The organism is Klebsiella oxytoca NBRC 105695 (genome assembly GCF_001598695.1).
GTDB classification, from domain to species: domain Bacteria; phylum Pseudomonadota; class Gammaproteobacteria; order Enterobacterales; family Enterobacteriaceae; genus Klebsiella; species Klebsiella oxytoca.
In genome coordinates this window covers 24,496-44,071 of sequence record NZ_BCZK01000020.1, presented here as the reverse complement: position 1 = coordinate 44,071, position 19,576 = coordinate 24,496, and the positions used below count along the sequence as shown (strand labels likewise).

Genomic DNA, 19,576 nt, shown 5'->3' with positions numbered 1-19,576 from the left:
TTAAACCCCACTAATTATTTTACTTACTGATTTATAGACCTTTAGGACGACATCCTTCTCTTGTTGGGATATATATTTAAAATTGTATCTATCACACATGATTGACTCCTTTGACCAACCCATTAGATAATTCCTTAAATCTTTCCTTCTACTATATTCTAATTCAGCGCCTTCTATTCCTTTAGAATACATATAATTCCAAGAGTGCCTTAACCTATGACCTGAAAGATTATATAGCTTTGGACTTGCTCGTTTCAGTGTTGATATCACCTTCTCATAAGCTGAAATGCTTAAGGGTTCTCCTGCGTTTTTTCCGGTGCAATGAGCCACCAATAAGAAATTATGCTTTTTCCTTTTTGTCATTTTTTCCCTGCTATTGCTTATGTAATCAAAAATTTCACTGGCTAACTCATCAGATAACGGAATAACCCTTTCTCCAGTCTTTACTAATGGTTGATAAGATCTTCCATCTTCTTTTGAATCATGTCTTCTGACTACACTTAAAGTGTTGTCTCTGAGATCAAAATCATCTATTTTAAGATTGAGCAACTCTCCAGCCCTTAAACCTAAATTTAAGAGCAAGGTAAATATTAGTCTGTTCCTGACCTGTACTTCCTTATGGAAAGGGTTTTCAATCCCGCCAATTTCCAATAGACGGAAAAGCACATTGATCTCTTCTTCGTTTAACGATTTTTCAGATATTTCATTCATATTCAATGAACTGTTTCTTGGAATATGTGCTCTGATACTTTCAATAAATACTTCTACTTCATACTTTGCATGAATCCCCTTTGACGAATGAACTAATCCACATAACCACTTAAGGTAGCGTGAAAAAACGTGTACTCTATAACTAAAGGTTCTCTTCGCAATAAACTTATTACTTGCTGATTTTATATTTATAATTTTTTGTCTATCGAATCTTTGTTTCGCATATCTTACCAGATCATCTATTTCTGCAATACTGAGATACTTTTTAAGCTCAATTCTCTCAACTATATTAATTTTCCTACTATCTAAGAAATTACTAAAAATTAGTAAGTTAGTTGCAACTATTTCCATAGTTGAGGCGGTTGCGCCTCTATTTCTTATGTCTGTAGTAAGAAATAGATTTTGATAGTAAGCTGGTAAATTACTATTTTTATTAAGGATCAGGCATCCTCGCTCCCCATTACTCATGATGAATTTCTTTACTTTATATCCCATTTTGACCTCATTCTTTACAAATTAATATCACTCTCACTTATTAAATATATTCCAATTCAAAATAATTCAAATTTTTTACAATGACTTTAGTTTATTTGGTATATATATTAATGGCTTGAAAAAATTTATTTGACGTCAAATAAACAGGTACGGCTAGTTGTATGTATCCATACCCGATATTAAGAAAACCATCTCTAAACCTTATAGCAAAAGCTCTGCCAGAAAAAAAGTAAAGAATTCCGTTAAATATAGTAATTTTTTAGATTTAAACTTTACAAAACCTCGTTTTTTTTGAAACTCAGTCATTGAACTTATAAGGCCTATAAATTTATTTTCTTAATATTATTAAAAGTTAAAAGATCGATGTAGCAACATTCCTCTTAAGCAACATGCTTTCTTGAATTCTCTATAGTTAATTGAATCCATTCATCGATTTCGCTTTCGATAAAAGCAATAGCACGAATACCGATCTTTACAGGCTGTGGAAACCGATTTTGGCTGATAAGACGATAAATCCAAGCCTTACCAAATCCGGTTTTATTCATCACTTCTGACAGGCGGATAAGACGTGTGCATGGCTGATTCATGGTATTTCCCTCATCTATGTTGACGGAAATGAATATACGATTGAATCACCAGCAAAAAGAGCGACCTTCAGATCGCCAAGGGTATGGATATCAGTCTTTATCAGAATCCGCGATTTTCATCACGTCTGAAACTCTGATGTTTTTGAGATGACTGTTTTTGTTGATGAACAGATGGAACTGACGGATGAAAGGTATACTGGCTGCTTTTATCGCCAGTGGTCTGTCTGTGTCCCGAATTTGGTGATTGAGGCGGGTCTGTTCTTCATCATCATCGTCGGTGTAAAGGAGGCGTGAAAGTCGATCTTCTGATATGCGAACCTTGTGCAGAGTAGACCATACAAGGATGTCAATCATGGGTATGAGTCTGTAGTTGATGATTTTCTTGATGGTTCCATAGCCAAACCTGATCGAATCAGATGTATCGGCTTCAATGCCCCGTACTTTACGCCATTGTGGAAGTGCAGCCTTCAGGGATTCAGCAATCTCTTCATCTGTTCCATTTACCAGGTCGATTTCGACCATGACCGTATCCCTGAACAATTTTGGCAAAACTTCCGATACAGGGCTATCGAGGAATTCACGGTTAACCGAATACTCATCACTCCCATCCCAAAAGAACAGTGAATTTCGCAGTCCAATGATGCTCAACTGTGCCAGTCGTTCGGTGGTTGTGAGAAAAAAGTGCGGGGGCTGATACAATGTGTCCTCTCTTGTGAGATAACCTAAATGCTTTTCTGTGATGAGAAAGGGATTTCCATTGAAGATCCTGTCGATGTAGAGGCTTACGGCCTTCGCTTCAAATTCTTCATGGAAAGGTTTGAAGAACAAGGTTCTTGCAAGTAGTTCATGATAAAGCTGCATGAGCGGAAGCTCTTCGAATCCTCGATATGTATCTATATCCAGCCACTTCTTCACTTCTCTCGTATGCTCAACTGACCAGTTTTTCATAACAATCTCCAACAGGCGGAAGACTTAATGTATGTAGCTAACGTAATCGACATGTTAAAGGAAGACCAATGAAATGAGTTCAGATGACATCAGGAAGTTGAACCAAGAGGTTTGATATTTTTTGATACAGTTTGCCAACGGACTATTTTCAGGGGTTCATGCCGTTACGATTTATGGTTCCTTTATAGAACCAAAGGTAAAGTCAGAAACAACAGTTATCTAGAAAATTCAATCAAATAGATATCTAGTTACAGGGACGCCAGCCCAAAATTCTCCATCGGTGATTACCAGAGTCATCCGATGAAGTCCTAAGAGCCCGCACGGCGCAAGCCCTGCGGGCTTTTTTGTGCCCTCAATTTGTCCCGCGAAGTCAGATGCCAACTAATCAAATCTGAACCTTTTAGGCACCTTGTCAGGCACCTCATAAAGCTTTAGTGTTTTTGTGGAACCTAAAACTAAGCCTGTGCGTCAGAAAAAAACACTTTTTATTCAATGAGATAAAATCAGACATTCTCATTAAAGCGCACTACGTTTTCCTGTTGGGGATGGCCTTGAGCTAATCATCAAATTCAGCGGGTTTATGCTCTGGCCGTTCGCCACATTCGCTCTTTTATTTCGAAATCCTTACCAGTAACGCTGGTTGCATACTTCCCCGCTGTTCATCCTGCCTGTTTCCGCACCACAAGTGGCCGCGACACTCGTTACTGCAGCGGTTCAGCATGCTCCGGACCGGAGACCACATTGATCCGCCCCTGATGAGTAGCCTGGTGGCGGCCTGCTTCTCAATCCTGTATTCGTCTACCTTCCGTTTCCGGATGAAAAGGGATGGCTTCACATTGCATTTATTGACGCAAATAAAAGACAATCATGAGTTGAGATTCGATTATGCTCTCTGGCACTCATCGGCATTGCACGGGCTTGACGTCGCAGGATGGCGAAAAAGACGTTACACGCCCCATTTTCACAGGATCAATTTTGAATATTTACTCAAAACGCTGCGTGATACGACCGTTTAACGCCGATGATATCGAGCCTTTTATGGCATATCGCAACGATGCCGAATGGATGCAGTACCAGGGGTTTAAGGGCCTGACAAAGGAAGCTTATGCCGAGGCGTTGCTGGGAAACGCTTCTCTTACGCAGGGCATGCAGCTCGCGGCGATCGATACCGCGACCGGGACTTTGATTGGCGATCTCTACTTAAAACAAGAAAACGAGACCATCTGGCTTGGCTACACCGTTAGCCCACGGTATGCAGGTCAGGGTTACGCCCTTGAAACTGCGATGGCGGTCATTGACTGGTGTAAGCAGCAAGGTTTTTTAGCCGTAAAAGCCGGCGTTGTGGCAGATAATCTTCCCTCAATAAATTTACTGAACAAACTCGGATTTTCCTGTTCCTGCACGGAGGATGATGAGCAGATTTTTGTTTTAAACATACAATCCGCTCATTAATTCCCCCTACTTTCAGCTTGTCATACTCACATACCTCTATCCCGACAAAAATTTCTCTGATTAATCTGCTGTTACCTTGTTCACACCGCGGAAGGTCACATGCTACTTTCCGCATCATTTGTTTTTAAAACAATAAGATAAATAGCTTACCGCCCCTTCATCCCGCTAGTTTTATGCCTGTGACGCACCCTGTGCGCAGTTCTATAAGAGAGATAACCATGAAATAAGCTGTGAACGCCCTACAAAACTTTGGAAAATCCCTCTATGGGCCGGTACTTATCTTGCCGATAGTGGGTCTGTTTATCGCTTTTGGCAACGTGTTGGGCGACGGCAACCTTGCGAAATATCTGCCCTTGCTCGGCCATCCTTTTATTCAGAATATCGGCCAGCTCATTGCTAAATCAGCGGTATCGGTACTGGTGAACCTGGCGCTGATCTTCGCCGTTGGGATCCCCGTAGGCCTGGCCGCCCGCGATAAAGGCTACGCGGCGCTCATTGGCCTGGTGACGTTTATCGTCTTTATCAACGCCATGAATATCACACTGCAGCTGCAGGGCCAGCTCGCGGCGCCGGAACAGATGAAAGCAGCCGGCCAGAGCATGGTGCTGGGCGGCCAGGTGCTTAAGATGGGGGTCTTCGCCGGGATCCTCACCGGCGCGCTTTCGGGCTACAGTCTTATATCGGTTACGGGTATGAATCTTACGTATTCGGCCTGCCACCCTGCGAATGCGCCAATCTGCCGGTGCCCGCTATCGACGATCAGGGAATGAGTTCAAAGGTAATTGAGATTAACGTATCAGGATTTATGTCAGCGGGCGTCGTGCTGTACAGCGAACCAGCCTGACCATATAGCGTGACCGCGCCGCCTTTTAAGCCCGCAGTTAAAACTTTGGCCATCAGGGGATCGATTTGTTTGTCGTATATCATCCTGGAATTCATCGTATTGAGTATCGGGGTACCATCAAGCTTTTTCTCCAGTATATTCAGGGATAAGGACTCATTCTGCTTGTAAGCTTGCTTCCCTTGTTTATCAATCACGAAATAGACACCATTAGGCAAAACCTCATATTTTTTATTTTTAATTTTGGCCATGATTCTTTTTTCAATATCAACGTACTTAGATGACATTTGTTCATTAAGAGTGTTAACGATGGTTTCTATTTCACCTTCTTTGATTTTCAGCTTTTTATGGTAAGCATCGTTAAAGCCTGAAACCAGCGCCGAAGGCGACAGCTTCACATCATTGTCAGCCATTTTATTCACATCCGATAGCGCCTGAGTCAGATAGAAAACGCCGAGTGCGTAGGCATTTTTAATGCTTTTATCAGTAAGCTTTAACTCACTTTCCTTTATGGCCTGGCTATCAAGGGCAGACTGTAATTTCTGATTTTGATTGTTCAAAGCAGCAACTGACTCAGCATATTTTTTCTGCGCCGCTTCGGCTGCGGCGCTCAGCTCAGCATTTTTTTTGCTCAGCGCGTCGAGCGCGGATTTGTGCTGACTTTCGCCCTGGGTGTTCTGCTTTTGCAGCGCGGCGATCTGCGCCGACAGCGTGCGGGTGGTCTCATCCAGCTTTTTCTGCGCCGCTTCGGCTGCGGCGCTCAGCTCGCCATTCTTTTTGTTCAGCGCGTCGAGCGCGGATTTCTGCTGGCTTTTATCCTGGGCGTTCTGCTTTTGCAGCGCGGCAATCTGCGCCGACAGCGTGCGGGTGGTCTCATCCAGCTTTTTCTGCGCCGCTTCGGCAGCGGCGCTCAGCTCAGCATTCTTTTTGTTCAGCGCGTCGAGCGCGGATTTCTGCTGGCTTTCGCCCTGGGCGTTCTGCTTTTGCAGCGCGGCAATCTGCGCTGATAGTGTGCCAGTGGTCTCATCCAACTTTTTCTGCGCCATTGCGGCGGCAGCGCTCAGTTCAAGGTTCTTGCCCATCAGCGTGTCTATCGTTGATTTCTGAGCGTTCTCACTTTGCCCTTTCTGAGTTTTCAACGCGGCGATCTGCACCGACAGCGTGCGGGTCGTATCATCCAGCTTTTTCTGCGCCGCTTCGGCAGCGGAGTTCAGTTCAGCGTTCTTTTTGCGCAGTGCTTCAAGAGTACTCTTATGCCCGTTTTCGTCCTGTGCACGCTGCGCCTTTAACGCCGCAATCTGCGCCGACAGCGTGCGGGTGGTCTCATCCAGCTTTTGCTGCACCGCTTCGGCAGTGGCGGCCAGTTCGAGGTTCTTTTTAGTCAGCGCGCTCACCGCGGCAGGATCGCCACTCTCTTTCTGTACACCCTGGCTACTCTGTGCCTTCAGCGCGGCGATCTGCGCCGACAGTTCGCGCGTTGTTTCAGCGAGTTTTTTCTCCGCCGTTTTGGCTGCCGCGCTCAGCTCCGCATTCTGTTTGCGCAGAGCGTTAATCGTACTTTGCGTTTTATTGCTCTGATTTATTCTTTTGCTGACGCCATCCTGCTTCGGCGGCATTTTTTTATCACGGCTCTCGTTATTCAGTTTAGACGAGGCCGACTCCGCGCTAGCGGCGCCTGAGGCCGGCGGATTCTTAATTTCAAGTTTCTTGATATTATCAAGGAAGTCTCCCCCCTCGGAACGAGCAGGGAGCATGACAAAAAGGGTAGAGAGAGCAAATACAATCGCAAGACCTCTGAGATCGTATAATTTCAGTTTCCCCTTAAGGCTCATCATCTGGTCAGCCCATCTTTAAGATCGGCTTTCCGGGCGCGGGTTTCGAACTCTTTGATTAATTTCTGAGAAATACTATTACACTTATCATTTATCTTATATTCAAAAAGCGGGGTAATGGTTGATTTTACGCTGGCTGAGGTTTGCCCCGAAACAGAGGCATAAAACTTAGCGTCGTTAATTAAGCCATAGAGTTCACTTGAATCTTTCTGGAACTTGTTATCCAGCTTAACTAAAGCATCCGCATCCTGGATACACTGCTGTAAAGCAGGAACTTGTGCAGGCTGTTCGGTTTGACTCACATCTTTCTTTATTAGTGCGCTATCTGTTTTTTTAATATTAGTACACCCCTGCAATACACCCACAGAAATACACACCAATGCCAATAAGCTATTTCTTATCATTTTCCCATCCATTAGAAAAATAGTGCACAAAAAATATATTTCTCGATTCCAGCAGAAAAAAAATTAACAAACAACGTTACAGGTTGGATTTACTCGTAATTCAGAAAAAACACATAAAAAGGTTATTTCTTGACCAATTGCAGAGTGGGAATTATCCTGGAACCAGGCGATATTTTTATCTGATTTTTTTCTTAATAACATATAGTTAATGATGTGCCGTCTGCTATATGCCTGATATTAAGCGGTCTATTTCCCAATAAAATCAGGCATAAGCTGTTTCTCATTCATTACTAAACTCATGCACTCCACTTCGGCCTGGCTACGGTATTCTTCTTCAGAAGATTGCGAAACTCCTTGAGATAAGGTTCATTGCTGCGCCCGCGCTTGCAGATCGCCGAGAAGGGAGATTGAAAGCCAAACTCATTGGGTAGCAGCACGCGCAGGCGATTCTCTTTAATCCACGGCCAGGCGTAGTGTTCTGGAAGATAGCCGATGTATTTCCCGGACAGGATCAACAGCAGCTGCGCATCGACGGTTTCAACCGTGGCGCTGCCCTTGCTGAACCCGCGCCGCCGCAGATCGCTGGTATTCCAGTAGCTGCGCGTCACCAGTGGACACTGGCTGATGAGATCTTTATCGAGCTGGCGACTAAAGAACATCGGATGCAGGTCGCTGCAGTAGAGCCAGTGCTGCTCGCGGTAGAGCGGTTCGCTGATGATGTTATGCACCCGCGAATTGTAGCTACCGATGGCGAGATCGATATGGTTATTCAGTACTCCGTTCAGCTGTTCCGCCGGGGTGCGAATAATCAGCTTGATGTGTACGTTAGGAAACTTATCGCTAAAGCTGCGCAGCACCACCGGCAGCGACAGCGCGGTTTCCGTTTCGATGGAGTCAAGCGTTGAGATGCAAATCGTGCCGCTATGCTCGCCTTTCAGCAGCGCCGACTGGCGCTCCAGCTCGTTCAGTTCGCTCAGCACGCGGATCGCCTGCTGTAAAAAATGCTGCCCTTTCTCCGTTAACGCAAAGCCGCCGCGTCCGCGCTGGCACAGGCTAAAGCCCAGCTGGCCCTCCAGCTGCGACATCGCGTTGCTGATCGCGGAAACGGAAATCCCCAGCTCCTGCTGGGCCCGGCCATAGCTCTCAAGGCGGGCCACCGCCTCAAAAACCTGGAGCTGTCGAATGTTTAGCGTCGCGTCGTTAAGCATGGCGTTTAGTTCACTGATAAATGAACTAAGTATTTGCGGCGGACGATTTAAAGTCCAGCACATCTTGCGCACTATCCCTGCTGTTGAGTTTTGAATATCAGATTCAGGAGCAGAAATGGATAACGTCTTTCATCAACCGCAGGGTGGCAATGAGATGCCGCGTTTTGGCGGCCGCGCCACGATGATGCGCCTGCCATTTATTGAGGATTTACAGGGGCTTGATGCCGCATTTGTCGGCATCCCTCTGGATATCGGGACCTCGCAGCGTTCCGGAACGCGCTACGGACCGCGCTATATTCGTACCGAATCGGTGATGATTCGCCCGTACAACATGGCTACCGGCGCCGCGCCTTTTGATTCACTGTCGGTGGCGGATATCGGCGACGTACCGATTAACACCTATAGTCTGCTCAAATCGGTGCAGATTATCGAGGATTACTACACCGGTTTAAATAGTTTTCCGCTTATCCCCCTGACGCTCGGAGGCGATCACACCATTACCCTGCCGATTCTGCGCGCGTTGACCAAAAAGCACGGTCCGGTAGGTCTGATTCACGTCGACGCCCACACCGATACCAACGATGAGATGTTCGGCGAAAAGATTGCCCACGGCACCACCTTCCGCCGCGCCGTCGAAGAGGGGCTGCTTGATCTTAAACGCGTCGTCCAGATTGGCCAGCGCGCGCAGGGCTACGCCGCCGGCGACTTCCAGTGGGGCGTCGATCGGGGCTTTCGTCTGGTTCAGGCGGAGCAGTGCTGGCACAAATCCCTGGCCCCGCTGATGGCCGAAGTGCGTCAACAAATGGGAGATGGCCCGGTTTATCTCAGTTTTGATATCGATAGCCTCGATCCGATCTGGGCCCCCGGCACCGGAACCCCGGAAGTAGGCGGCCTGACGTCAATTCAGGCGCTGGAAATTGTGCGCGGCTGCCGCGGTCTGAACCTGATTGGCTGCGACCTGGTCGAGGTCTCGCCCCCCTATGACGTCAGCGGCAACACGTCCCAGCTGGCCGCCAACCTGCTGTATGAAATGCTCTGCGTTCTCCCGGGCGTGAAATATCCATAGAGGAAAAACCATGCAGCTTAACGTCTTTCGCACGCTGTGGGGCGTCACCACCCCGTGGCAGCAAACGGTTAGCGAACTCCAGAGCGTCGGCTGCTGCGGCATCGAAGCGCGACTGCCGCTGACGACAGAAGAGCAGCGAACGCTGGCCCGGCGCCTCGAAGCGTCCGCGCTTCAGTATATCGCCATTGTCTTCAGCGGCGGCGGCGTCATTCCGGCCCAGGCCGAGACGCCCGCGCAGCATCTGGAGCGCTTAAAAGAACGTTTTGCGGCGGCAAAAGCGCTTAATCCGCGCTTCGTCAATCTACTGGCCGGTAACGACCGCTGGCCGCTGGCGCAGCAGGTGGATTTTCTCGGCAGAGCGCATGAACTGGCCGCCGAGTATGAGCTGCTCTGTAGCTTTGAAACCCATCGCGCCACCTCGCTGTATAGCCCGTGGCTGACGCTGGAGATTATTCAACAGCTGCCGCAGCTGCGCTTTACCGCCGATATCAGCCACTGGATCGTGGTCAGCGAACGCCTGCTGGATGACCCTTGCGATGACTTCAGCGCCTTTATCGAACGGGTCCACCATATTCAGGCCCGCGCCGGATACGACCAGGGGCCGCAGGTGCCACACCCGGCCGCGCCGGAATATCAGGCGGCCCTGCGGTTTCAACAGCGCTTCTGGGAGCAAATCTGGCAATCGCAGCGCCGGCGCGGCTACCAGCACACCACGCTGACCCCGGAGTTTGGCCCCGATGGCTATCTGCATCACCTGCCGTTTACCAACGTTCCGGTCGCCGATCTCTGGTCGCTGAACGCCTGGATGGCCCGGCGTGAACAGCAACATTTTGTCGAATTCACCTCGCTAACTGCATAAGGAACGGAAGAGATGACCGCTGCAAAAAGTTCTTTTACTGAATTACCGACCATCGACATCAGCGACCTGACCTGCGCCGATCTCACCCGACGACAGGCGGTGGCCGACGCCATCGGTCAGGCGGCCCGCGAGGTCGGCTTTTTCTACATCACCGGACACGGCATTGCGCCCGAGCTGATTGCCGGCATCCGCGCGGCGGCGAAAGAGATTTTTGCCCTGCCGATGGAGCGCAAGATGGCGTACTACATCGGACAGTCGAAAAGCCATAAGGGCTACGTTCCCGAAGGCGAAGAGATTTACGGCTCCGGCAAGCCGGATCGCAAAGAGGCGTTTGATATCGGCTTCCAGGCCGCCGACGACCACCCGTTGGTCGTGGCTAACACGCCGCTGATTGGCGCCAACGAATGGCCGGATATACCCGAATTTCAATCCCGGGTACTGGCCTGGTATGACGCGGTCTTCTCCCTTGGACATCGCCTGTTTGACGCCTTCGCTCTGGCGCTTGGCCTGCCGGAAGGTTATTTCAGGTCGATGGTCACCTGCCCACCGTCAAAGCTGCGCCTGATCCACTACCCCTTTGACGCCAGCGCCGAAGATGTTCCCGGTATTGGTGCACATACCGACTATGAGTGCTTCACTCTGCTGCTCGCCGACCAGCCGGGCCTTGAAGTGTTGAACGAAGATAGCGTCTGGATCGACGCCCCACCGCTGAAGAACGCGACCGGAGAAGAGGCTTTCGTGATCAATATCGGCGACATGCTGGAAGTGCTGAGCGCTGGCACATTTGTTGCAACAGCACACCGCGTACGTAAGGTGCCGCAGGAACGTTACTCCTTCCCGCTGTTTTTCGCCTGCGACTACCACACGCTGATCCGCCCGCTGCCGGGCTTCCTTAAGGCGGGCGAAGCCAGCGAGTATCAAGAACTGAGCATTGGTGAACATATGTGGAGCCAGGCGTTACAGACCTATCGCTACCTGCGCGAGAAAGTCACCCGCGGCGAGCTCCAGCTCCCCGAACGCGCCCGCGGCACCAACACCTTTGGCCATCTGAAAAAACAAGCCCAGCAAAAAACCGTTAATAACCCGTGAGGATAAATGATGAAAAGAACGCTAAAAAAACTCTCGCGCCGTGTGGCTTTGACCATCGCCGTCACCGCTTGTTTTTCACCGCTGACTCAGGCCGCAGAGCTGCTGACCGAGGGCGTATTTAAGGTCGGGATGGAGGTGACCTATCCGCCGTTTGAGTCCTACGACAGCAATAATAATATCGTCGGCATCGACCCGGAATTTGCAGCGCTGATCGCCGAACAGCTGAAAGCCAAACCGCAGCTTATCGACACGAAATTCACCAGCCTGATTTTAGGTATCGGTAAAAAATACGATGCGGTGATTTCCGGAATGTACGTGACTCCCGAGCGTCAGAAGCAGGCGGATGCGATTCCTTACGCCCTGTCCGGCGCATCAATTATTGCCCTGAAAAACAGCACCATTCAGCCCAAAACCGAAGATGAGCTGTGCGGCGTGAAGGTCGGTCTGCAGGCGGGTACCGCCTGGGTTTCCAGTCTCAAAAAACACTCCGACGAGTACTGCCTGAAAAAGGGTAAACCGGCGATTAGCGTTCAGGAGTTCCCCACCGCGCCGGAAGCCTCCCAGGCCCTGCTGTCGAAAAATATCAACGCCCAGTTAGAAATCGCCCCGGCGGCGCAAATTATCGTCGAGAAAAGCCGCGGCCGCCTGGCCATTAGCTCAAATCGTCTGGTCTATCCGCTGCCGCTGGGGATCTACGTCGCCAAAGGCAATACCGAGCTGGCCGAGGCCATTAAATCAACGTTAGCCACCCTTAAAGCCAACGGCAAATATGACGCCATCATCAAGAAATACAGCTTAGAAAGCATCAATTAATACAATAATTAAACGGGAGTCGCTATGGAGTTCGATTGGGGATATTTTTTCTCATTATTTAGCGTTGGGGCATTCTGGCAGGCGTGCATTACCGTCATTGTCGTCAGTTCATTGTCCTGGTTTATTGGCCTGATATTAGGTTTTCTTTTAGCCTGCGCTAAGCTCTCCGGCCCGCGCTGGCTGAAGGTTCCCGTCGAACTCTATATTTGGTTTTTTCGCAGCGTACCGCTGATGGTGCTGCTGGTCTTTGTCTATAACCTGCCGCAGCTGTTTCCGGCCACCCAGCCGCTGCTCGGCATTCCGTTTATCGCCGGGCTGGTATCGATGACGGTGACCGAAGCGGCTTATATGGCGGAAATCCATCGCGGCGGCCTGCTTTCGGTCGCTAAAGGGCAAAGCGAAGCCGGGCATGCCTTAAGCTTTAGCTTTATCGGAATTCAGCGCTTAATTATTATTCCGCAGGCGTTTCGTATCTCCCTGCCCACGCTGATCAACGAATATATCACTATCATTAAGCTCAGCTCGATTCTGTCGGTTATTTCGCTGCCGGAACTGCTGCTGACCGGCCAGCGCCTGTACGCGCAGAATTTTCTCGTAATGGAGACGCTGCTGGCGGTCGCGGTCTATTACGTCATGGTGGTCACGGCCTTTACCTGGCTCTTCCGGGCGCTGGAAAACCTGCTGGATATTCAGCGCAAACGTCCGCAAACGCTCAATGAAACGGAATGCGAAACCCTGCGTCAAAACCTGAAGCCGCCGGTGCAGACAACAAAAGCGCAGTCCGCCCGCGGCAACCCGCCGGCGCTCGATTTGCAGGGTATCGAAAAATCCTGGGGCCAGCACCACGTCCTGAAGGGGATTGACCTGAAAGTAGAAAACGGCGAGGTGATCAGCATCATCGGCCCGTCCGGCTCCGGCAAAACCACCCTGATCCGTACCATCAACGCTCTGGAAAGCATTGATGGCGGCGAGATCATTCTTTACGGCGAAGATTATCTGAAGGGCGCCTCCATTATCGATAAACAGCAAATGCGCGCGGGCGTGCGCCGCATCGGCATGGTCTTTCAGGGCTTCAACCTCTTTCCTCATCGTACGGTGCTGGATAACGTGATGCTCGCCCCGCTCTATCACAAGCTCCTTGACCGCCCCGCTGCCAGAGAGCAGGCGCTCTGGCTGCTGGATCGCGTCGGTCTGCTGGCGCACGCCGAAAAATACCCGTACCAACTATCCGGCGGTCAGCAGCAGCGCGTGGCCATCGCCCGCGCCCTGGCGCTGAAACCGGACATCATGCTGTTTGATGAACCCACCTCGGCGCTGGACCCGGAGCTGGTTGGCGAAGTACTCAAGGTCATTCAGTCCCTCGCCCGTGAAGGCATGACGATGCTGATCGTGACCCACGAGATGGACTTCGCCTTATCGATTTCTGATCGGGTGGTGATGATGGAAAACGGCGTCGTGCAGAGCGATGTGCCGCCGCAGCGTATTCGCAGCGATGCCGCCGAACCGTCCCTGGCCCGCATTCGTGAATTTATGGGAGTGTAATAAATGACAACTGAACTGGAATTACGCCAGCAGCTGGCGGGCGCCTATCGTCTGGCGGCGCTGTTCGGCTGGGAAGACACGCTCTATACCCACTTCTCCGTTCGCCTGCCCGGCGACGGCGAGCCGCGATTTTTGATTAACCCCTTCGGCATGATGTTTGATGAAGTGACGGCCAGCAACTTAATCGTGGTCGACATGCAGGGCAAAGTCGTCGAAGGCAGCGCACCGGCAAACTCGGCGGGCTTTACAATCCACAGCGCGGTCCATATGGCTCGCGAAGACGCCCACTGCGTGATCCACACCCACACGCTGCCGGGGATGGCAGTCGCCGCCTGTGCGGAAGGGCTGCTGCAGCTCAACCAGATCAGCACCGAGTTTTATCAACGCGTCGGTTATCATCCTTATGAAGGCGTGGCCTTCGATCTCGATGAACGCGTGAGGATCCAGCGCTCGCTCGGCGAGAATATCGCCCTGATCCTGCAAAGCCACGGCCTGCTGTCGGTCGGCCGCACCGTCGCCGACGCGTTTTACATCATGTATTACCTGAACCGCGCCTGTGAAATCCAGATGGCCGCCGCGCAGCTGGCTTCGCTCGGCTCCATTCATACGATCCCCGATCGCCTGAGCCAGCACGCCTGCGAGCAGCTGAAGGGAGTCGAACATGAACGCCAGCTGGTGTGGCAGGCGTGGCTGCGTCGCCTCGACCGTCTTGATACTTCTTATAAGAGTTAACGCCTATGACTCCGTTCACTATCGTCGTGGATTGTAACGATCCTCAATATGCCCAGGAGATTTGCGCCGCTTTCGCGCCATTTCCGCAGGCAAAAGCGGTCCTGCCTGACCACCCCGCCGCTCGCGAGGCGCAATACGCCTGCTGCTGGTTTCCCGATCCGCAGATCCTGGCGCGATCGCCGCAGCTAAAGCTGATCCAGGCAGCGTCCGCCGGCGTCGATCATCTCCCGGCCAGCATTTTCGCCAGCGATGTTCCGCTCTGCCGGGTGGTTGACGATGACTTTCGCCACGGCATGTTTGAATACGCGCTGTGGGGCGTGCTGTGGTTTCAGCGCCGCTTTGACCGGGCGCTGGCTCACCAGCGCAAGCGCATCTGGAAGATGTATCCGCAGCGCGCGGCGGCCGATTACCACGTTGGCGTCATGGGCCTCGGTGAAATTGGCGGCTATATCGCCTCGCAGCTCGCCGGGATGGGGTATCGGGTTTCCGGCTGGGCGCGTAGCGAGAAATCCCTTGCCGGCGTGCGCTGCTTTCACGGCGACGCGCAGGCCGGTGAATTTCTTGGTCAGCTGGATGTGCTTATCAACGTCCTGCCGTTAACCGAGCAGACGCGAGGTATCCTCGCCCACCCTTTACTGGATCGGCTCCCCAACGGCGCGGCGTTGATAAACTGCGGCCGCGGCGAGCATATGGTGAACCAGGACGTGATCCGGGCGCTGGATAGCGGCAAGTTATCCGGCGCGGTGCTCGACGTCTTCCCCGTCGAGCCTCTTCCCCAGGAAGACCCGCTGTGGCAACACCCGCAGGTAGCAATTACGCCGCATATGGCCTCCATCGCCCAGACGGAGGCGATCGCCCGCCAGCTGCTGGACAACATCCAGCGGCTACATCGGGCGCTGCCGCTGAAAAACCGGGTGAACAAACAGAGTGGTTATTAAGCCCGAAAACGTCAAAAGCATAATATCCGCTGCTACGCTTAATGGTCTGTCCAATAAAAAATAAGGCTGGCAGCATGAATATTGATCTATCGGGGAAAGTTGCACTGGTTACCGCCTCCACCGGCGGCATTGGTTTCGCCATCGCCAAAGGTCTGGCGGCAAGCGGCGCGGAAGCGATCGTGAATGGCCGCAGCGAGCGTAGCGTGAATGCGGCCATTGCCCGCCTGCAGAGCGAGGTTCCCGGCGCGAAGACCCGACCGGCGATAGCCGATCTGAGCGACGCAGAAGGCGTGAATCAGCTGATACAAGCGGTAAACGGCGTCGACATACTGGTGAATAATGCGGGTATTTATGGCCCGCAGGATTTCTATGCCACCGACGATGCAACCTGGGAAAGATACTGGCAAACCAACGTGATGTCCGGGGTTCGTCTTTCCCGCGCGCTGCTACCGGCCATGGTACAGAAAGGCTGGGGTCGGGTGGTTTTTATCGCTTCGGAATCGGCACGCAACATCCCGGCGGATATGATTCACTACGGGGTCACTAAAACCGCTCAGCTATCGCTGGCCCGCGGGCTGGCGAAATATGTTGCCGGCAGCGGCGTCACCGTGAACAGCGTCCTGCCGGGACCGACCCTCTCGGATGGCTTTGCCGAGATGATGAAAGATGAAGTCGCTAAAACCGGCAAATCGCTGGAGCAGTTGGCCAAAGAGTTTGTGATGGCAAACCGCCCCAGTTCGGTGATTCAGCGCGCGGCCACGGTAGAAGAGGTCGCCAGTATGGTGGTTTACGTCTGTTCGACTCAGGCTTCGGCGACGTCAGGCGCGGCGCTGCGCGTGGATGGCGGCGTAGTGGATGATATCGTCTGACGCGCTGCGCGCGGATAACAAAACGTTCAGCGCGCAGGCGTTTATCTTGAGCAAAGTTAGCGCCTGCGCGCTGCCCTTTCGCCGACCAGCAGCAGCGCCAGCGCAACCACAACCGGGACCAGCGATCCCCACAATACGGCGTTCCAGCCGAAGAGGTTCATCAACGCGCCCGAGGAAAATGAGCCAATCATCATGACGCCGAAAACGATAAAATCGTTCAGCGATTGCACCTGGTTTTTCTCTTCCGGTCGGTGGAAATCCATAATCTGCGTCGACGCGCCGGTAAAACCAAAATTCCAGCCGATGCCCAGCAGGATCAGCAACAGCCAGTAGTGCATAACATCAATACCGGCCAGGCCAACCATCACCGAGAGCGCCAGCAGAATCAACCCGGCAGCGTTAATACGCCGGGCGCCGAAACGAGCGATCAATTTGCCGGTGAAAAATCCGGGGCCGTACATGGCGATTACGTGCCACTGGATACCCAGATTCGACGCCTGCTGCGACAGGCCGTGCATATGCATGGAAAGCGGTGCGGCGGTCATCAGGAAGTTCATTACCATGTAGGCGATTGCGCCGCTAAATACCGTTCGGGAAAACCCGGGCTGGCGCACAATTTCGCCCAGCGGACGCCCGCCGGACTTCGCCTGCGCCGCCGGTTCGGCGGTTTTTACTCCCAGTAATACCCACGCCGATACCGCTGCCACCAGCCCCTGAGCAATAAAGGTCATGGCAAAGGTGTGCGGCGGCCAAAGATTCATGGTGCCGGTCACCAGCATCGGACCGATGACCCCTGCCGCCACTCCGCCCCCCATCACCAGGGAGAGCGCACGCGCGCGCCGTTCGCCGCTGACGCCGTCAGTAGCGGCAAAGCGAAAGGAAACCGCCACCGCCGCATAGGCGCCGCCGAAAAAGGCCGCGATGCAGAATAGCCAGAACGAACTTATGACCACCGCCGTCGCCGCCAGCAGTCCCGTCAACATACCGGCGCCGGTCCCGACCATAAACACCGTTTTGCGTCCGCGCCTTCTGGCCAGCGCGCCAAACGGCAAAATACAGGCCGCCATGCCCAGCACAAAAATGGTAATCGGCAGCGTGGCCAGGGTTGGAGAGGGCGCGATGGCGTTGCCAACAATCGCCCCGGTAGCGTAGAACACCACCGAGTTTGCCCCAGCCAGCGCCTGCGCCGTCGCCAGGCGAACAATATTCTGGTTTTGCTGCCTGACGGGCAACGTCATTTCAGCGCTCATAGATTTTCATTATCCTGAATTCATTTTTCGTTATGCCAACGCCCAGGATGACATAATGAACGTAATCAGGCATTTCGACCAGCCATCACGCCGCCATCAATATCCCATACCGCGCCGGTCACCCAGCGGGTGCTATCGCTAAGCAGAAACGCTACGGTTTGCGCGATATCGTCAGGCGTACCGACGCGGCCAATAGGATGGAAGCCGTCGAAGCTACTCATCACATCCTTCACAGCATCTTCAGGTAGAAAGGCTTCATATATCGGTGTATGCACTACCGCCGGAGATACCGCATTGACGCGAATCCCGCTGCTGCCCAGCTCAATTGCCAGATTTTTGGTCAACGCATGCAGACCCGCTTTTGCCATTGAGTAGGCTGACGACGGCGTTGCGCCAATCGCCTGCTGCGCCCACATCGATCCAATATTCACAATTGAGCCTTTGATATTATTGGCCAGCATATTGCGCACCACGTCGCGGGTGATAAAAAAGGTCGCGCGGTTGAGATTCATATACCGATCGTAATCGGCCATTTCATGTTCGATGAACGGCTTCGGGAAGAAAACGCCAGCGGCGTTAACCAGCAGGCTGATATCCTGATGTTTCGCGTTGATGCTCTCCATAACCCGCGCCATACCCGCTTCGCTCATCAGGTCAGCGACGATGATCTCCACGTTACCCTCAGCCGCCAGCGCCTGACGGGCCTGCTCAGCCTTCTGCTGGCGATTGCCCACCAGCACGACCTGACCGCCCTGTTCAACAACCCGTCTGGCCGTTGCCAGCCCCATACCGCTGGTTCCGCCAACCACTAACAATTTTTTACCGGCAAACGCTGTGTTCATCATTAACCTCTTTATGCTTGATTTGGATGACCTAAGCATGCCTTTGCAGAGCCGCGCTGACGAATGAGAAGAAATCGCGTCACAATAAAGAAAATCTATCTTGATGGATTATACTCATGCCAAAATTCATTGATGGATATTCAGCATGCGCTCGCTTAACCGACTGAAATGGCTTCACGCTTTTGAAGCCGCCGCCCGCCACGGCAGCTTTACCGGCGCGGCCCGAGAGCTGGGCGTGACGCCTGCCGCCGTCGGGCAACTGGTTAGGGCGCTGGAGGATTGGGTTGGCCATCCGCTGCTGCACCGCACCCGCAGCGGTAAAGAGCGTCTCACTCTGGTGAACGAGGCGCAGGAGGCGCTGCAGGATATTACTCAGGGGCTGGATAAGCTGGAAAGCGGGCTGAATAAACTTCGCGGTCGCCGGGCGCGTTCCGTGGTAGTGATCACCGCCTCACAGGTGCTGATGATGAACTGGCTGATGGAGCGGTTAAACCGCTTTTCCGAAGCCTATGAAAACATCGACCTGCGCCTCAACGTTACGGAAAAGCTGATGGATGTTGCCCACGGCGAAGCGGATTTAGGCATCCGCTGCGGTCGCGGCGACTGGCCCGGTGTGGATAAAACCTGGCTAATGGATGAAGAAGCAGTGCTGGTGTGCAGCCCGCTGATCGTTCCAGCGGGCAAATCCGCCTGCGGCGACTGGCTGGCACAGCAAAAGCTGATCCACGATGATACGCCGCACCCGGGAGCCCGTTTTCCTTCCTGGGAGGAGGTTCTGCAGGCCGCTCAGGCCCCAGCGGCGCGCGATAGCGGGCTGCATATCAACTCAACGTCGGCGGTCATTCTGGCCGCGCTCAGCGGGCGCGGCGTCGCCATTGTCCGCCGGGCGCTGGTAAAACAGCTTCTCGCCACCGGTCAGCTCGTTCAGCTACATCCGGCCTACCGCTGGCCCCTCAGCTGGTCCTACTATATCGTGACGCCCCGGCATGCGGCCATGCGCCCGGAAGTGAAGGTATTTCATGACTGGCTGCTTCACGATGTGCTGGCGGAGAGCGGGAACGCTGATTTTCTGCCGCTGACCCCGCCATAGAAAACCTT

General features: G+C 52.4%; 18 protein-coding genes and 1 pseudogene. 11 read left to right on the top strand and 8 right to left on the bottom strand.

Going from position 1 to position 19,576, the window contains the following annotated elements; translation table 11 throughout:
- From KO1_RS24665 to KO1_RS24655, 3 genes are all read right to left on the bottom strand, one after another.
- Window positions 1-1,206 carry a site-specific integrase gene (locus KO1_RS24665; RefSeq protein ID WP_064407151.1) on the bottom strand — a complete coding sequence of 402 codons (1,206 nt, stop codon included), beginning with the start codon at window positions 1,204-1,206 and terminating at the stop codon, window positions 1-3.
- 380 nt (window positions 1,207-1,586) lie between these two features.
- Complete coding sequence (locus tag KO1_RS24660; RefSeq protein WP_001075424.1) at window positions 1,587-1,793, bottom strand: helix-turn-helix transcriptional regulator; 207 nt, start codon at window positions 1,791-1,793, stop codon at window positions 1,587-1,589.
- Between the two features lie 90 nt (window positions 1,794-1,883).
- The gene (locus KO1_RS24655; RefSeq protein ID WP_023329953.1) at window positions 1,884-2,741 is read right to left on the bottom strand and encodes a DUF6387 family protein; all 858 of its coding nucleotides are present in this window, start codon (window positions 2,739-2,741) and stop codon (window positions 1,884-1,886) included.
- A 975-nt stretch (window positions 2,742-3,716) separates the two neighbouring features.
- On the opposite strand from KO1_RS24655, the gene KO1_RS24650 reads away from it, so the two are divergent.
- Together KO1_RS24650 and KO1_RS24645 are read left to right on the top strand one after the other, a co-directional pair.
- The gene (locus KO1_RS24650) at window positions 3,717-4,193 is read left to right on the top strand and encodes a GNAT family N-acetyltransferase (RefSeq protein WP_029779368.1); all 477 of its coding nucleotides are present in this window, start codon (window positions 3,717-3,719) and stop codon (window positions 4,191-4,193) included.
- 230 nt (window positions 4,194-4,423) lie between these two features.
- Window positions 4,424-4,888, top strand: a pseudogene (locus KO1_RS24645) (PTS transporter subunit EIIC); the annotation flags it as partial.
- Between the two features lie 64 nt (window positions 4,889-4,952).
- Here KO1_RS24645 and KO1_RS24640 read toward each other — a convergent pair.
- The 3 genes from KO1_RS24640 to KO1_RS24630 all read right to left on the bottom strand — a co-directional run bounded on the left by KO1_RS24640 (window position 4,953) and on the right by KO1_RS24630 (window position 8,478).
- Window positions 4,953-6,650, bottom strand: coding sequence for an FKBP-type peptidyl-prolyl cis-trans isomerase N-terminal domain-containing protein (locus KO1_RS24640; protein ID WP_224226724.1), 1,698 nt, complete (start codon window positions 6,648-6,650; stop codon window positions 4,953-4,955).
- Between the two features lie 215 nt (window positions 6,651-6,865).
- Window positions 6,866-7,270 (bottom strand): YuaE family lipoprotein, encoded by a 405-nt coding sequence (locus tag KO1_RS24635; protein ID WP_004104699.1) that lies wholly within the window; start codon window positions 7,268-7,270, stop codon window positions 6,866-6,868.
- A 296-nt stretch (window positions 7,271-7,566) separates the two neighbouring features.
- Window positions 7,567-8,478 carry a LysR family transcriptional regulator gene (locus KO1_RS24630; protein ID WP_020476661.1) on the bottom strand — a complete coding sequence of 304 codons (912 nt, stop codon included), beginning with the start codon at window positions 8,476-8,478 and terminating at the stop codon, window positions 7,567-7,569.
- 115 nt (window positions 8,479-8,593) lie between these two features.
- Here KO1_RS24630 and speB point away from each other — a divergent pair, with 115 nt between their 5' ends.
- The 8 genes from speB (at window position 8,594) to KO1_RS24590 (ending at window position 16,386) form a co-directional block, all read left to right on the top strand.
- Window positions 8,594-9,544 carry an agmatinase gene (speB, locus tag KO1_RS24625; protein WP_024274595.1) on the top strand — a complete coding sequence of 317 codons (951 nt, stop codon included), beginning with the start codon at window positions 8,594-8,596 and terminating at the stop codon, window positions 9,542-9,544.
- A 10-nt stretch (window positions 9,545-9,554) separates the two neighbouring features.
- The gene (locus tag KO1_RS24620; RefSeq protein ID WP_016810054.1) at window positions 9,555-10,403 is read left to right on the top strand and encodes a sugar phosphate isomerase/epimerase family protein; all 849 of its coding nucleotides are present in this window, start codon (window positions 9,555-9,557) and stop codon (window positions 10,401-10,403) included.
- 12 nt (window positions 10,404-10,415) lie between these two features.
- Entirely contained in the window at window positions 10,416-11,492 is a 1,077-nt protein-coding gene (locus tag KO1_RS24615) for an isopenicillin N synthase family dioxygenase (protein WP_004104710.1), read from the top strand.
- Between the two features lie 9 nt (window positions 11,493-11,501).
- On the top strand, window positions 11,502-12,305 hold the full coding sequence (locus tag KO1_RS24610) for an ABC transporter substrate-binding protein (RefSeq protein WP_004104712.1): 804 nt from the start codon (window positions 11,502-11,504) through the stop codon (window positions 12,303-12,305).
- Window positions 12,306-12,329: 24 nt separating this feature from the next.
- Window positions 12,330-13,847, top strand: a complete 1,518-nt coding sequence (locus KO1_RS24605) for an amino acid ABC transporter permease/ATP-binding protein (RefSeq protein WP_004104714.1) — start codon at window positions 12,330-12,332, stop codon at window positions 13,845-13,847.
- A gap of 3 nt (window positions 13,848-13,850) precedes the next feature.
- Window positions 13,851-14,579, top strand: coding sequence for a class II aldolase/adducin family protein (locus KO1_RS24600; RefSeq protein ID WP_004104716.1), 729 nt, complete (start codon window positions 13,851-13,853; stop codon window positions 14,577-14,579).
- Window positions 14,580-14,584: 5 nt separating this feature from the next.
- Entirely contained in the window at window positions 14,585-15,517 is a 933-nt protein-coding gene (locus KO1_RS24595) for a 2-hydroxyacid dehydrogenase (RefSeq protein ID WP_004104718.1), read from the top strand.
- 74 nt (window positions 15,518-15,591) lie between these two features.
- Window positions 15,592-16,386 (top strand): SDR family NAD(P)-dependent oxidoreductase, encoded by a 795-nt coding sequence (locus tag KO1_RS24590; RefSeq protein WP_004104723.1) that lies wholly within the window; start codon window positions 15,592-15,594, stop codon window positions 16,384-16,386.
- A gap of 56 nt (window positions 16,387-16,442) precedes the next feature.
- Here the strand turns inward: KO1_RS24590 and KO1_RS24585 are convergent, their stop codons facing one another.
- Both KO1_RS24585 and KO1_RS24580 read right to left on the bottom strand, forming a co-directional pair.
- The gene (locus KO1_RS24585; RefSeq protein WP_004104724.1) at window positions 16,443-17,636 is read right to left on the bottom strand and encodes an MFS transporter; all 1,194 of its coding nucleotides are present in this window, start codon (window positions 17,634-17,636) and stop codon (window positions 16,443-16,445) included.
- 65 nt (window positions 17,637-17,701) lie between these two features.
- Entirely contained in the window at window positions 17,702-18,478 is a 777-nt protein-coding gene (locus KO1_RS24580) for an SDR family NAD(P)-dependent oxidoreductase (RefSeq protein ID WP_004104725.1), read from the bottom strand.
- Between the two features lie 145 nt (window positions 18,479-18,623).
- On the opposite strand from KO1_RS24580, the gene KO1_RS24575 reads away from it, so the two are divergent.
- Complete coding sequence (locus tag KO1_RS24575; protein ID WP_004104726.1) at window positions 18,624-19,568, top strand: LysR substrate-binding domain-containing protein; 945 nt, start codon at window positions 18,624-18,626, stop codon at window positions 19,566-19,568.
- The last annotated feature ends 8 nt before the right edge of the window (window positions 19,569-19,576 follow it).

Excerpts from the sequence above, each read along its gene's own strand:
- speB (WP_024274595.1), top strand. The coding sequence starts at position 8,594 with ATGGATAACGTCTTTCATCAACCGCAGGGTGGCAATGAGATGCCGCGT.
- KO1_RS24580 (WP_004104725.1), bottom strand. The coding sequence starts at position 18,478 with ATGAACACAGCGTTTGCCGGTAAAAAATTGTTAGTGGTTGGCGGAACC.
- KO1_RS24630 (WP_020476661.1), bottom strand. The coding sequence starts at position 8,478 with ATGCTTAACGACGCGACGCTAAACATTCGACAGCTCCAGGTTTTTGAG.
- KO1_RS24610 (WP_004104712.1), top strand. The coding sequence starts at position 11,502 with ATGAAAAGAACGCTAAAAAAACTCTCGCGCCGTGTGGCTTTGACCATC.
- KO1_RS24595 (WP_004104718.1), top strand. The coding sequence starts at position 14,585 with ATGACTCCGTTCACTATCGTCGTGGATTGTAACGATCCTCAATATGCC.
- KO1_RS24605 (WP_004104714.1), top strand. The coding sequence starts at position 12,330 with ATGGAGTTCGATTGGGGATATTTTTTCTCATTATTTAGCGTTGGGGCA.
- KO1_RS24620 (WP_016810054.1), top strand. The coding sequence starts at position 9,555 with ATGCAGCTTAACGTCTTTCGCACGCTGTGGGGCGTCACCACCCCGTGG.
- KO1_RS24590 (WP_004104723.1), top strand. The coding sequence starts at position 15,592 with ATGAATATTGATCTATCGGGGAAAGTTGCACTGGTTACCGCCTCCACC.
- KO1_RS24660 (WP_001075424.1), bottom strand. The coding sequence starts at position 1,793 with ATGAATCAGCCATGCACACGTCTTATCCGCCTGTCAGAAGTGATGAAT.
- KO1_RS24600 (WP_004104716.1), top strand. The coding sequence starts at position 13,851 with ATGACAACTGAACTGGAATTACGCCAGCAGCTGGCGGGCGCCTATCGT.
- KO1_RS24665 (WP_064407151.1), bottom strand. The coding sequence starts at position 1,206 with ATGGGATATAAAGTAAAGAAATTCATCATGAGTAATGGGGAGCGAGGA.
- KO1_RS24635 (WP_004104699.1), bottom strand. The coding sequence starts at position 7,270 with ATGATAAGAAATAGCTTATTGGCATTGGTGTGTATTTCTGTGGGTGTA.
- KO1_RS24640 (WP_224226724.1), bottom strand. The coding sequence starts at position 6,650 with ATGCCGCCGAAGCAGGATGGCGTCAGCAAAAGAATAAATCAGAGCAAT.
- KO1_RS24615 (WP_004104710.1), top strand. The coding sequence starts at position 10,416 with ATGACCGCTGCAAAAAGTTCTTTTACTGAATTACCGACCATCGACATC.
- KO1_RS24585 (WP_004104724.1), bottom strand. The coding sequence starts at position 17,636 with ATGAGCGCTGAAATGACGTTGCCCGTCAGGCAGCAAAACCAGAATATT.
- KO1_RS24655 (WP_023329953.1), bottom strand. The coding sequence starts at position 2,741 with ATGAAAAACTGGTCAGTTGAGCATACGAGAGAAGTGAAGAAGTGGCTG.
- KO1_RS24575 (WP_004104726.1), top strand. The coding sequence starts at position 18,624 with ATGCGCTCGCTTAACCGACTGAAATGGCTTCACGCTTTTGAAGCCGCC.